Below are 11,124 nucleotides of genomic sequence, written 5' to 3'. Positions count from 1 at the left end.
AGCGGGTGGTGTCGATGCCGAACTCGGCGATCGCCTTGGCGCCGACACTGCCGCTGATCTGGGCCAGTTGCGGGGCGATGGCGTCCAGGGCACGGCCGATCCGGTCGTCGTTGAGGTACTCGGGGGTGATGCCGAAGACCTCATCCACAGCCCACTGCCGGGCCCACCGGTCAACCCGGAACATCGGGGTGGGCGAGGAAAGCCGGTTGGCGATCAGCGCCTCGATGACCTGCCCGTGGCTGATGTGGGCGATGTCGGGCCGCATCGGGCACAGCCCGTCGATGATCCCGGCGACGTCCAGACGGCGCAGGAACTGCGCGGACGCGGGCAGAGAGCCCAGCCGCTTCTCCACCACTGAAGTGATCAGAAGCTCGGCGCGGGGACGGTGGACCCGGGAGCGGGCCGGACCAGTGAAGACGGGCACGCCACCTACAACGCTCCAGCCCCACCCCGGACACCACCCCGACGCAGAACCACCTCGACGAAGGACCTGCGAAAGACAGGACTAGGTTGCGCCTCATGGCCACTACACAGAACACGCGTACGAGACGGATGGCGCTTGCGGTCGCCGGGGCGGCGGCGATCGCGGTACTGGGCATCAGCGGAGCTATCGCGGCGAGCGGACCGGAGGGGCGGCCGAGCGCTCGTGTCGTCGTCGACGAGACGACCACGCCGCCGGACTCGGGCGGAACGACGGGCGGAGTCAGCGGCGGTACGGACGGCGGTGGTACCGACGGCGGCGGGACGAGCGACGGTGGCACGACGGACGGGTCCGACGGCGGCACCGTGGGCGTGGCCGACGGTGGCACGGCGAGCGGCACCGACGGCGGACCGGACCCCACACAGACGCCCACGCCGACCGATCCCACGCCGACCGGGTCCCCGGACCCGTCCCCCAGCACCCCCGCCGACCTCGACGACCTGGCCCGGCGGATCGACGAGCTGAACGAGAAGGTCGACCAGCTGCCGACGAAGCGCGAACTGGCCGACGCGCTGCGGGCGTTCGCCGACGAGCTGGAGCAGGGTGACCAGGGCGAGGACGGCGGCCGCGGCGACGACGACCGGCGCTGAAGCAGGCGGGGGACGCCCCCGGGGCGACTAGGGCACGTCCCGTGTCGGCGCGTCGGCCACGAACGGCCGGCGCGCCACTCCCAGCACCGCGAAGGACGAGGGCAGTTGAGGCCCCTTCTCCGGAATGCGCAGTCTGCGGTACTCGCCGATGTCGAAGCCGGCCGCCTCCAGGGCGGCGATCGGGTCACGGGCCGTGTGGCAGCCGCCGAACAGCCACGGCCACACCGTACGGTCCAGGGCCCGCTGGGTCCCGGCCATCGCCCGGCCCGGCGCCAGACCGTGCTCGAAGAAGCGCAGCTCGCCGCCCGGACGCAGCACCCGCTTGATCTCGGACAGCGCCCGCGGCACGTCCCGTACCGTGCACAGCACCAGGGACACGACGGCCCCGTCGAACGCCTCGCTCTTGACCGGCAGCGCCTCGGCCGCACCCGGCACCACGTCGACGGGCACGTCGGCGTGGAGCGCCGCGGTCGCCGCCAACCGGCGCAGGGTGCGCTCCGGTTCGATCGCGACCACCTCGGAGACGGCGGCGGGATAGTGGGCGAAGTTCAGCCCGTTGCCCGCCCCGATCTCGATCACCCGGCCCGACAGACCGGACAGCAGCTCCTCACGGTACGCGGCGATCCCGCCCTTCGTGTCAGCGGTCACGCTGATGCGTGCGTAGAAGCGGGCGAAGACAGGGTGGTGGACGGCGTCCCGGGGGACACTCGAACGGCGCAACGGCATCGTGGGCCTCCTCCGACGAGCGATACGGTGATTGTCCCCCCGGAGCGCCCGGATCAGCCGTCAGTCACTGACAAAACAGAACTCGTTGCCCTCCGGGTCCCGCATCACCTGGAAACGGCCCTGGTCGTCGCGGACGATCCCGCCGACCTGTGTCGCGCCGAGCGCTACGGCCTCGCCGGCCGCGGCGTCGATGTCGCCGGCGTCCAGGTCCAGATGGAGCCGGTTCTTGACGGCCTTGCCCTCCGGTACGCGCTGGAAGGCGACGCGTACGAACCCGGGCGGATCGACGTACGCCCAGCCGGCGTCCCGGACCCACGCCTCGCCGCCGAGCAGACCGGCCCAGAAGCGGGCCAGAGCCGCGGGCTCGGCGCAGTCGAAGACGATCTCGTCGACTCGTGCTCGCATGGCGGTCAGCCTACGGCCGCGGCGAAGGCCTGCGCGAAGGCATCGGCGTTCCAGACCCCGCCGAGCGCGGGGGCGAGCCAGTGTGGCGCCGCCGTACGGAACGCGGCGGCCGGCAGCGAGCCCGACCCCTCCGGCACGACGCCCAGCAGGGGGGCGCCCGCAGCCTCCGGCAGATCGGCGAGATTGCAGCGCGCCGCGAGACCGGGCACGGCGGGCCAGCTGCCCACGACGACGCCCAGTGGCTCCAGCGAGCGCGCGCGCAGGGCCTCGGCGGTGAGCGCGGTCATGTTCAACGTCCCCAGTCCGGGCGGGGCCACGACCAGTACGGGGGCGCGGAGCAGGCGGGCGGACTCGGCGAGGGTGCCGCCCGCGTCGTCGAACCGGACGAGGAGGCCGCCGGCGCCCTCGACCAGGACGAGGTCGTGCTCCGCGGCGAGCTTCTCAGCGGCCTCGGCCACGGCCTGAGGCGCCACGGGCGGCATACCCGCCCTCCGCGCGGCCGTCGCCGGCGCCAACGGCTCGGGGAACCGGGCGAGTTCCACCCCGGTCACCCCGCTCCCGGCGAGCCGCGCGGCCTCCTGGGCATCGCCGGCCTCCCCGGCCGCCAGCCCGGTCTGCGCGGGCTTCAGCACGGCGACCGTCCGCCCCTGCGCGGCGGCCGCGGCGGCGACGGCCGCGGTGACGACGGTCTTCCCGATCTCGGTGCCGGTGCCGGTGACGACGACGATGGGCATGCTGCTCCTTGCGGTTGTGCTGTTGCCGTGCTGTGCGGGGATGGGTGGGGGCGGGGCCGCTGCGCGGCGCTCCCGCGCCTCAATCGCCGGCGAGGCTCCTTCGGAGCCCGCCCGGCGTCTCACACCAAGCTAATTCCGGCGTGTGAGGACGGACATCCGGGCCCACCCGGCGGTACGGGGGAACCCGGGGCCCAGCCCCTGAGCCTCACCCCGATGCCGCGGCTGCGCACACCGCGCGGGTGATGCGGGCGAGGTCGTCGTCGCCGGTCACGTACGGGGGCATCGTGTACACCAGATCGCGGAACGGGCGGAGCCAGACGCCCTCGCGGACGGCCGCTTCCGTGGCCGCGGCCATGTCCACGGCGTGGTCCAGCTGGACGACCCCGATGCCGCCGAGGACACGGACGTCCCGCACCCCGGGCAGCGACGCGGCCTCCGCGAGGCCGTCCCGCAGGCCCGTCTCCAGGCGTTTGACCTCCTGCGCCCAGTCCTGGCCGAGCAGCAGGTCGATCGAGGCGCACGCCACCGCCGCCGCCAGCGGGTTCCCCATGAACGTCGGCCCGTGGGCCAGGACCGGAACCTCGCCCTTCGAGATCCCGTCCGCGACCCGGCCCGTGCAGAGTGTCGCCGCCATCGTCAGATAGCCGCCGGTCAACGCCTTGCCGAGGCACAGGACATCGGGCGACACATCCGCGTGCTCCGCCGCGAAGAGTGTGCCCGTGCGGCCGAAGCCGGTGGCGATCTCGTCGAGGACGAGCAGCACGCCGTGCGCGTCGCACGCCTCCCGGAGCACCCGCAGATACGCGGGGGAGTGGAAGCGCATCCCGCCCGCTCCCTGCACCACCGGCTCCACGATCACCGCGGCCAGCTCGTCCGCGTGCCGCTCGACGAGCGCGCGCAGATGGTCCGCGTACCTCTCCTCGTACGCGGCTGGCGGCGCGTCCGCGAAGATCTGCCGCGGCAGCACCCCCGACCACAGCTCGTGCATGCCGCCCTCGGGGTCGCAGACCGACATCGGCTGCCAGGTGTCCCCGTGGTAGCCGCCGCGCCAGGTCAGCAGCCGCTGCTTGGCCGGACGGCCCACCGAGCGCCAGTACTGCAGGCACATCTTCACCGCGACCTCGACGGACACCGAGCCCGAGTCGCAGAGGAAGACGTGCTGCAGCGGCTCGGGGGTGATCTCGACCAGCCGCGTGGCGAGCCGGACGGCGGGCTCGTGGGTGAGGCCGCCGAACATCACATGGCTCATACGGTCCAGCTGTCCGCGCGCCGCCTCGTTGAGCACGGGGTGGTTGTAGCCGTGGACAGCGGACCACCACGACGACATGCCGTCGACCAACTCACTCTGCCCGTGGGCCGGTTCGGCGAGCCGGAGCCGTACCCCGGACGCGGACTCCACGACCAGCGGGCCCGTACGGCCGGGCATCGGGCCGTACGGGTGCCAGACGTGGGCCCGGTCCAGGGCCACGAGCTCGCGCGCGGTGGAGCTACGCATTGGGCGCGAGGTCCGTCCCGGCGCCGCGGCGGCGTACCGCCACCAGGTCGGGGCGCGCCCCGGAGGAGGTCGCGGTCTCCGGCGCGGTGTCTCCGCACGGCTCGCAGCCGCCGCCCCCGTGCGAACCGCAGCCGCCCGCGGCGGCCGCGTCCACGCGGTGCTCCGGCAGCGTCGTCGTGTCCGCGCCCTCGACCTCGAAGCCCGCGTCCGCGATCATCTCGAGGTCCGTCTTGCCTGCCTGGCCCTCACTGGTCAGATAGTCGCCGAGGAAGATCGAGTTGGCGAGGTGCAGTGCCAGCGGCTGGAGCGTGCGCAGATGCACCTCGCGGCCGCCCGCCAGCCGTACCTCCACGTCCGGGCAGACGAACCGCACCATGGCGAGGATCCGCAGCGCCCGCTGCGGCGTGAGGTTCCACTCCTTGGCGAGCGGCGTGCCCTCGAACGGGATCAGGAAGTTCACCGGCACCGAGTCGGGGTCCAGTTCGCGCAGCGCGAAGACCACGTCGACGAGGTCCTCGTCGCTCTCGCCCATGCCCGCGATCAGACCCGAGCACGCCGACAGGCCGGCGGCGTGCGCCTTCTGGACGGTGTCCACCCGGTCGGCGTACGTGTGCGTGGTCGTGATGTCCCCGTACGTCCCCTCGGACGTGTTGAGGTTGTGGTTGTACGCGTCGGCGCCGGCGGCCCGCAGCCGCTCCGCCTGTCCGTCGGAGAGCAGACCGAGGCAGGCGCACACCTCGACACCCTCGTTCTGATCCTTGATCGCCTCGATGGTCTGCGACACCCGGTCGACGTCCCGGTCCGTCGGTCCACGCCCGCTCGCGACGAGGCAGACGCGCTTCGCGCCGCCCGCGACCCCCGCGGCCGCCGCCTTCGACGCCTCGTCCGGCTTCAGCCAGGTGTACTTGAGGATCTCCGCCTTGGAGCCCAGCCGCTGGGAACAGTAGGAGCAGTCCTCCGGGCACAGTCCGGACTTCAGATTGACCAGATAGTTCAGCTTCACCCGCCGTCCGAACCACTGACGGCGTACCTTTCCGGCCGCGGCCACCACTTCGAGCAGATCGTCGTCGGAGGTCGCCAGGACGGCGAGTGCTTCTTCGCGGGTCGGCAGCTCGCGCCGCAGGCCCTTGTCCACCAGCGTGTTCAGGAGGTCCATGGCGCAGATCCTTGCCTACCGGACACCCTCGGGCCAAGGAGGAACTCGACAACACGCGCGGAATGAGGTGTGTGCATGGCCACACTCTGACCTTTGCTGTCCCGGGCTAGGGTCTGTTCGCTGCCTACAAAAGGACCGGACCGTCATGTCTCAGTCCCCGCCCCAGGATCCGTTCGAGTGGACCGCCGACGCGGCACGCCTCAGGGCGGACGCCGGTCTCGTACGGACACTCCGGCCGCGCCCCGCCGACGCCACCGTGCTCGATCTCGCGAGCAACGACTACCTCGGCCTCACCCACCGCCCGGAGATCACCGAGGCGGCGGCCGGCGCGGCCCGGCGCTGGGGCGCCGGGGCCACCGGTTCCCGGCTGGTCACCGGCAGCACCGAGCTGCACGCGGAACTGGAGCGTGAACTGGCCGGGTTCTGCGGCTTCGAGGCCGCCCTGGTGTTCTCCTCCGGGTACGCCGCGAACCTCGCCGCGCTCACCGCGCTCAGTGCGCACGGCTCCCTGATCGTCTCGGACGCGGGCAACCACGCCTCGATCGTCGACGGCTGCCGGCTCGCGCGGGCCGAGACCGCGGTGGTGCCGCACGCCGACCCCGAGGCCGTGCGCAAGACGCTCGACGCACACCCCGGGCGGCGGGCTCTCGTCGTCTCCGACTCGGTCTTCTCGGTGGACGGCGACGCCGCCCCGCTGACCGGTCTCGCCGAGGCCTGCCGTGCGTACGGGGCCGCCCTGGTCGTCGACGACGCGCACGGCTTCGGGGTGCTCGGCGACGGGGGCAGGGGAGCTTTGCACGCCGCCGGGCTCGCGGGGGCCACGGGCGTCGTCGCCACGCTGACGCTCTCGAAGTCACTGGGCAGCCAGGGCGGTGCCGTCCTCGGCCCGGTGCGGGTCATCGACCACCTCGTCAACGCCGCGCGGACGTTCATCTTCGACACCGGTCTCGCCCCGGCCGCCGCGGGAGCGGCCCTGGCGAGCCTGCGGCTGCTGCGCCGTGAGCCCGGACTCGCCGACCGGGCCCGCGCCGTCGCGACCACGCTCCACGAGCGGCTGACCGCGGCCGGGCTGACCGCGGCCCGTCCGGACGCGGCGGTCGTCTCCGTACAGGCGCCGTCGCCGGAGTCGGCCGTGCGGTGGGCCGCGGACTGCAGGGCCGAGGGGCTGGCCGTCGGCTGCTTCAGGCCGCCGTCGGTGCCGGACGGGATCTCGCGGATCCGGCTCACCGCGCGCGCCGACCTCACGGAACGGCAGATCGAGACGGCCGTCAGCGTGATCCTGCGGACGGCTCCGCCCCGCTGAACCCGGCGGTGTCCAGGGAGCGCACGAAGCCCGTCCACGCCTGCGGAGAGAAACGCAGGTGTGGCAGCCGGACGTTCTTGGAGTCGCGCACGGCCAGCGCGCCGTCCGCGTAACAGGCCGTCTCGACGCAGTTGTTCATGCCGACACTGCGGCTGCTGCGCCGCCATGGGGTGCGTATCCGTGCGTGGTGAGCAGACATGTGTGTGCCTTCCCTACGCGCCGTCACCGATCCCGGCGATGAGATCCAACGAGTTCTCGAACGAGAGGGCATGCGCCTGCATGGTGCGGAACGCGGCGCCGTACGCCTCGAGGTCTTCTTTCCGCTCGAGATAGAGGCTACTCGTCAGATGGTCAAGAACAACCACGTCCAGATCAGAAGTGGTCGGGAAGGAGAAGATAACGAAAGGTCCGGTGAGGCCCGCATAGCCGCCCGTCGAGAAGGGCAACACCTGCAGCCGTACATGGGGGAGTTGGGCCAGCTCCAGCACCCGCGCCAGCTGCCCGCGCATCACCCGCGGCCCGCCGACCTGGCGCCGCAGCACCGCCTCGTCCAGGACCGCGCTGAACTCCAGCGGACGCTCCGCACGCAGCACTTCCTGACGGGCGAGCCGCACCTCCACCAGTGAGTCCACGGTCGCCGCCGGCGCCCCGTCCAGCGCGGAACGGGTCACCGCCCGTGCGTAGTCCGGGGTCTGAAACAGCCCCGGCACCACCGAGGTCTCCAGGGTGCGCGCGGAGCTCGCCTGCGACTCCAGGCTGATGAAGTCCCGGTACTGGGGCGGGATCACCCCGCGATAGGCGTGCCACCAGCCGGTGCCCCCGCCACCCGCCGAGCCCGCGAGCGTCTCGAGCAGTTCGCGCAGCCGGGCGTCGGTGACGCCGTACGCGTCGAGCAGCCGCACCACATCGTCCGGTCTCACACCGCTCGTACCGGTCTCCACCCGGCTCACCTTCGACTGGTGCCACCCCACGAGCCCGGCGGCCTCCCGGCTGGTGAGGCCCGCGCCGAGACGCAGGCCGCGCAGCTCCTCGCCGAGTTTGCGCCGACGCACCGCGGGACCGTGCCGCATGCCCGCCGCCTCCTTCCGGTACTCGGGCCCCTTTTCCGGACCATGCCGAGCCGTCCGGCGGAGCGGCCACCGAAACGGCAGCCACCCAGTGTGCGCCCAAATGCGTTCTCACGTCGCAGAGTTCACCGCTTTGAGCGACAGATATATGCATATCTTGGTGGATCGCCACCAACTGCGTCATCAACGGTGGCAGTCTGGCGCGAAGCGCAGTCCGAGGCCGCTCCGGCGCACCTTCCGCCACGTGTCGCCACGTGCCGGCGTCCGGCCCCGGTGGGAAAGGGACAGCTCGCCATGGCAGACCACCAGGAAGCCTCCGTCACTCTGCCGAGCGATCCCGCCTCGGTCTCCGCCGCGCGGAGATACGTCACCGGCGTCCTCACCGACTGGGGCCTCCCCGGTGAGGCGGAAACGGCCGACACCGTCCGGCTGATCGTCTCCGAACTCGCCACCAACGCCGTGCAGCACACCTTCGGACAGTCGCCCACCTTCACCGTGAACGTCCGGCTCGAGCGCGACGAGCAGCTGCGCATCGGGGTCACCGACAGCCATCCGCGCTGGCCGCAGCGGCTGCCGGCGGCCGTCCAGCAGGACAACGGGCGCGGGATGGTGATCATCCGCTGGCTCACCACCGAGTGCGGGGGAGAGCTCTCCGTGACCCCGACTGCGGAGGGCGGCAAGACCGTCTGGATCGCGCTGCCCTGGACCGCGCCGACCCTCCCATGACGGAGTCCGCCGCTGTGGGCCCCTGTGCCCTGCGGACGGGCTCAGGGTGAGCCCCGTCGGCCCTCGAAGCGCGGGGCCGGGGCGACGTCCCAACGATCAAGCCCCTCCGGCGATTGAGGAGCGGGGCCCGGGGCAGAGCCCCGGCGGGGGCCAGGGGGCGTAGCCACACGAGGGGTCCGGGGTCTTGCCGCAGTGCGGGAACTGGCCCGCGGGCCCGGGCAGGGCCCCGCAGGCGGCAGGGGGTGTCCGGCGTCGCGCGGGCGAATCCCGTGCGGAGCAGGGCGCGCAGCGCCCGACTCGTAGCCCGCTGCACCTGTGCCGGACGGCGCGGCCGTGCTGCATCGCATCCTGCTGCCGGCCACGATCGTGCTCGCGCTGGTCCGGTTCCCGCTCGTGGCGCTGCTCGTGTACCGGCTGGGCCGGTGGCTGCGCCGCCCGCGTACTGCACGGACCGTGGAGGGGGGTCAGCGGCGGTGCACTCACCGCCCTCGGCCTGACCCTGGTGACCGCTCCTCCCGACCATTGAGCCTCCGCCGGACGGCCCAGGGCAGCACGGCCCAGAGCCCGGCGCAGACGAGCAGCGTCGCGGCAGCGGCCACGATCCCTTCCGGCGTGCCGTGCACGACGTCGACGACCAGCAGCACCGCGGAGGTCAGCGCCAGGGCGAGCACCGCCATGCCGATGCCGGCCAGCCGTGACGAGACCAGCACGATCTCCTCCTTGGCGCCTCTGCGGAAGAGACCGCGGTGCAGTGCGGCGGGCGCGGTGAAGAGCGCCGCGGCCACCACGGCGAGTAGCAGTGTAGTCACGTACGTGCCGCGCTGGAACGAGTCGAGGCTGGGGAACCTGGCCGTGAAGGCCAGGGTGAGGAGGAAGGCGAACAGGATCTGCACGCCCGTCTGGATGACCCGCAGCTCCTGCAGCAGCTCGATGAAGTTGCGGTCGGCGCGCTCCGCCTCGGTCTCACGGCGCGCGGCGGCGTCATGCGGGTCGTTGCGCTGTGCGTCGTCGTTCCGCCCCGCGTCGTTGTTCCGCGGGGCGCCGGGGCTCTCGTCGTCGGGCATACCGTACGAGTAGCCCGTGCCCCGCGGAACATGCCACCGACTGGTCCGACCGGCTGACCCCGGCCGGTCAGCGGACGCGTCCGTACCGGACGCTCTTGGTCCAGATCTTGCTCAGCTTCACGACGGAGCCGGTCTTGGGGGAGTGCCAGATCCTCCCGCCGCCCGCGTAGATGCCGACGTGGTACACGTATCCGCCGGAGCGGAAGAACACCAGGTCACCGACCTGCCGGCGGGAGGCCGAGATGTGGCGGGTGCGGTTGTACTGGGCCTGCGCCGTGCGCGGCAGCCTCTTTCCCGCCTTCTTGTACGAGTAGAGCGTGAGTCCCGAGCAGTCGAACCGGTACGGGCCCGTGGCCCCCCACCGGTACGGCGCGCCCCTCTTGGACGCGGCCACCTTGAGGGCCTTCAGCGCGTGGGCCGACGCCGCGTGGGCCTCCGAAGCGCCGCCAGGGACCAGCAGGGAGCCGCCGACGGCGGCGAGAGTGAGAGCCGAGACGGCACCCGTCCGGGAGAGCAGGGACGGACAATGTGTCTGCGCAGTCATGCGCAACCCTTCGTCAGCCGCCTGTGAAGGATGACCTGTCGGGTTCGGACCTGCGAAGACGCCCGGCCGCCGCAGCGGCTTCACCCCGAGGACCGGCCACGGTGGGCGGCCGGACCGTACTGCTCGGGTCCTCCACTCCTGCCGAAGCACTCATGTCGACCAGGCATCCGGTGCGGCGGCAGGACTCGGCGTCCGCCCGGACCGCCCCGCCGCGGTGGCGGGGGCTTGTCGTCCCAGGGATCTTGACGCACGAACTGCCCGATTTCCGAGTCGAAACGACGATATGTGAGGCTCCTCACCACTGATCCAATCGAGTGGACCAAGCCGTTCGGCCCATCACGAGTGGTCGCATGACGAGCGCTGTACCAGCAACGGAACGCGCCATTCAGCCAGATGGCCCATCCCGCCGCGCAACTTGTCGCGCACAAAAGTTGAAGCCGCGACTACTCCGGATGGGCGACACCCACTCGTACGTCCCTGGCCCTCCCGTGGCGCGTTCCGTACCGGCGCGGGGCCGCCCCGCTCAACTCACAGACTCCGGCGGGACCGTGATTCGCGCGGTCCTCCGCTCCCCGTCCAACACCCGCAGGGCGCGGGCCAATGTGGGTGCGTGCAGCTCGCTCTCGCCTCGGGCGTGCATCAGCGCGAGGGCGTCCCGCAGGGCGATCGCCCGTGCGGCCAGGGCCTGGGCGGCGCGGAGGGCGCCGTACGTGTGGGCCCCCCTGGCCGGATTGATCCGTCCCAGCTGGTCGACGACTTCGAGATAGCGGTCGATGAACTCGCTCTCGGCGCGGGTCAGTGCGGGCAGCGGGGGCAGTTCCGGAGGCAGCACG

14 protein-coding genes, 1 pseudogene and 1 riboswitch are annotated in these 11,124 nt (G+C 72.4%); of the genes and pseudogenes, 4 read left to right on the top strand and 11 right to left on the bottom strand.

Translation table 11 applies throughout. The annotated features are described in order from the left end of the window. Positions 1-424 (bottom strand): DUF4277 domain-containing protein (locus ACFV9O_RS21950; protein WP_385420346.1); only part of this gene is annotated, 424 nt, incomplete at its 3' end. Positions 425-519: 95 nt separating this feature from the next. Here ACFV9O_RS21950 and ACFV9O_RS21945 point away from each other — a divergent pair. Beyond that, a complete protein-coding gene (locus ACFV9O_RS21945; RefSeq protein WP_385420344.1) occupies positions 520-1,071 on the top strand; it encodes a hypothetical protein in 552 nt (183 codons plus the stop codon). A 27-nt stretch (positions 1,072-1,098) separates the two neighbouring features. On the opposite strand, the gene ACFV9O_RS21940 is transcribed toward ACFV9O_RS21945, so the two are convergent. The 5 genes from ACFV9O_RS21940 to bioB form a co-directional block, all read right to left on the bottom strand. Beyond that, entirely contained in the window at positions 1,099-1,797 is a 699-nt protein-coding gene (locus tag ACFV9O_RS21940; protein WP_385420342.1) for a class I SAM-dependent methyltransferase, read from the bottom strand. A 60-nt stretch (positions 1,798-1,857) separates the two neighbouring features. Then, positions 1,858-2,202: a VOC family protein gene (locus ACFV9O_RS21935; protein WP_385420341.1), complete on the bottom strand. Its 345-nt coding sequence runs from the start codon at positions 2,200-2,202 to the stop codon at positions 1,858-1,860. A 5-nt stretch (positions 2,203-2,207) separates the two neighbouring features. Then, the gene (bioD, locus tag ACFV9O_RS21930; protein ID WP_385420339.1) at positions 2,208-2,936 is read right to left on the bottom strand and encodes a dethiobiotin synthase; all 729 of its coding nucleotides are present in this window, start codon (positions 2,934-2,936) and stop codon (positions 2,208-2,210) included. Positions 2,937-3,141: 205 nt separating this feature from the next. Beyond that, complete coding sequence (locus ACFV9O_RS21925) at positions 3,142-4,431, bottom strand: adenosylmethionine--8-amino-7-oxononanoate transaminase (RefSeq protein ID WP_385420338.1); 1,290 nt, start codon at positions 4,429-4,431, stop codon at positions 3,142-3,144. Then, positions 4,424-5,587, bottom strand: coding sequence for a biotin synthase BioB (gene bioB / locus ACFV9O_RS21920; protein WP_385420336.1), 1,164 nt, complete (start codon positions 5,585-5,587; stop codon positions 4,424-4,426). The genes ACFV9O_RS21925 and bioB overlap by 8 nt, the downstream gene beginning before the upstream one ends. Before the next feature lie 145 nt (positions 5,588-5,732). Here bioB and ACFV9O_RS21915 point away from each other — a divergent pair, with 145 nt between their 5' ends. Further along, positions 5,733-6,890, top strand: coding sequence for an 8-amino-7-oxononanoate synthase (locus ACFV9O_RS21915; protein WP_385420334.1), 1,158 nt, complete (start codon positions 5,733-5,735; stop codon positions 6,888-6,890). On the opposite strand, the gene ACFV9O_RS21910 is transcribed toward ACFV9O_RS21915, so the two are convergent. Both ACFV9O_RS21910 and ACFV9O_RS21905 read right to left on the bottom strand, forming a co-directional pair. Next, on the bottom strand, positions 6,856-7,089 hold the full coding sequence (locus ACFV9O_RS21910) for a DUF397 domain-containing protein (RefSeq protein WP_385420332.1): 234 nt from the start codon (positions 7,087-7,089) through the stop codon (positions 6,856-6,858). The two genes, ACFV9O_RS21915 and ACFV9O_RS21910, sit on opposite strands and share 35 nt — an antisense overlap. A 13-nt stretch (positions 7,090-7,102) precedes the next feature. Further along, a complete protein-coding gene (locus ACFV9O_RS21905; protein ID WP_385420330.1) occupies positions 7,103-7,960 on the bottom strand; it encodes a helix-turn-helix domain-containing protein in 858 nt (285 codons plus the stop codon). Between the two features lie 291 nt (positions 7,961-8,251). On the opposite strand from ACFV9O_RS21905, the gene ACFV9O_RS21900 reads away from it, so the two are divergent. Then, entirely contained in the window at positions 8,252-8,683 is a 432-nt protein-coding gene (locus tag ACFV9O_RS21900; RefSeq protein WP_385420328.1) for an ATP-binding protein, read from the top strand. A 342-nt stretch (positions 8,684-9,025) separates the two neighbouring features. Next, positions 9,026-9,209: pseudogene (locus ACFV9O_RS21895) on the top strand (LysE family translocator); the annotation flags it as partial. On the opposite strand, the gene ACFV9O_RS21890 reads toward ACFV9O_RS21895, so the two are convergent. From ACFV9O_RS21890 to ACFV9O_RS21880, 3 genes are all read right to left on the bottom strand, one after another. Beyond that, complete coding sequence (locus ACFV9O_RS21890) at positions 9,163-9,747, bottom strand: DUF6328 family protein (protein WP_385420326.1); 585 nt, start codon at positions 9,745-9,747, stop codon at positions 9,163-9,165. The pseudogene ACFV9O_RS21895 and the gene ACFV9O_RS21890 overlap by 47 nt on opposite strands. A gap of 67 nt (positions 9,748-9,814) precedes the next feature. Then, positions 9,815-10,291 carry a C40 family peptidase gene (locus ACFV9O_RS21885; protein WP_385420324.1) on the bottom strand — a complete coding sequence of 159 codons (477 nt, stop codon included), beginning with the start codon at positions 10,289-10,291 and terminating at the stop codon, positions 9,815-9,817. 3 nt (positions 10,292-10,294) lie between these two features. Further along, positions 10,295-10,450, bottom strand: a riboswitch (cyclic di-AMP (ydaO/yuaA leader). A 364-nt stretch (positions 10,451-10,814) separates the two neighbouring features. After that, entirely contained in the window at positions 10,815-11,123 is a 309-nt protein-coding gene (locus ACFV9O_RS21880) for a hypothetical protein (protein WP_385420322.1), read from the bottom strand. Position 11,124 lies beyond the last annotated feature (1 nt).

The organism is Streptomyces sp. NPDC059909 (genome assembly GCF_042730885.1).
Taxonomy (GTDB): Bacteria; Actinomycetota; Actinomycetes; order Streptomycetales; family Streptomycetaceae; genus Streptomyces.
Note: the sequence above shows the minus strand (reverse complement) of the source record. Positions and strands in the feature narration are given on the sequence as shown.

Coding starts and splice junctions, on each gene's coding strand:
- ACFV9O_RS21945 (WP_385420344.1), top strand. CDS start 520: ATGGCCACTACACAGAACACGCGTACGAGACGGATGGCGCTTGCGGTC.
- ACFV9O_RS21940 (WP_385420342.1), bottom strand. CDS start 1,797: ATGCCGTTGCGCCGTTCGAGTGTCCCCCGGGACGCCGTCCACCACCCT.
- ACFV9O_RS21935 (WP_385420341.1), bottom strand. CDS start 2,202: ATGCGAGCACGAGTCGACGAGATCGTCTTCGACTGCGCCGAGCCCGCG.
- bioD (WP_385420339.1), bottom strand. CDS start 2,936: ATGCCCATCGTCGTCGTCACCGGCACCGGCACCGAGATCGGGAAGACC.
- ACFV9O_RS21925 (WP_385420338.1), bottom strand. CDS start 4,431: ATGCGTAGCTCCACCGCGCGCGAGCTCGTGGCCCTGGACCGGGCCCAC.
- bioB (WP_385420336.1), bottom strand. CDS start 5,587: ATGGACCTCCTGAACACGCTGGTGGACAAGGGCCTGCGGCGCGAGCTG.
- ACFV9O_RS21915 (WP_385420334.1), top strand. CDS start 5,733: ATGTCTCAGTCCCCGCCCCAGGATCCGTTCGAGTGGACCGCCGACGCG.
- ACFV9O_RS21910 (WP_385420332.1), bottom strand. CDS start 7,089: ATGTCTGCTCACCACGCACGGATACGCACCCCATGGCGGCGCAGCAGC.
- ACFV9O_RS21905 (WP_385420330.1), bottom strand. CDS start 7,960: ATGCGGCACGGTCCCGCGGTGCGTCGGCGCAAACTCGGCGAGGAGCTG.
- ACFV9O_RS21900 (WP_385420328.1), top strand. CDS start 8,252: ATGGCAGACCACCAGGAAGCCTCCGTCACTCTGCCGAGCGATCCCGCC.
- ACFV9O_RS21890 (WP_385420326.1), bottom strand. CDS start 9,747: ATGCCCGACGACGAGAGCCCCGGCGCCCCGCGGAACAACGACGCGGGG.
- ACFV9O_RS21885 (WP_385420324.1), bottom strand. CDS start 10,291: ATGACTGCGCAGACACATTGTCCGTCCCTGCTCTCCCGGACGGGTGCC.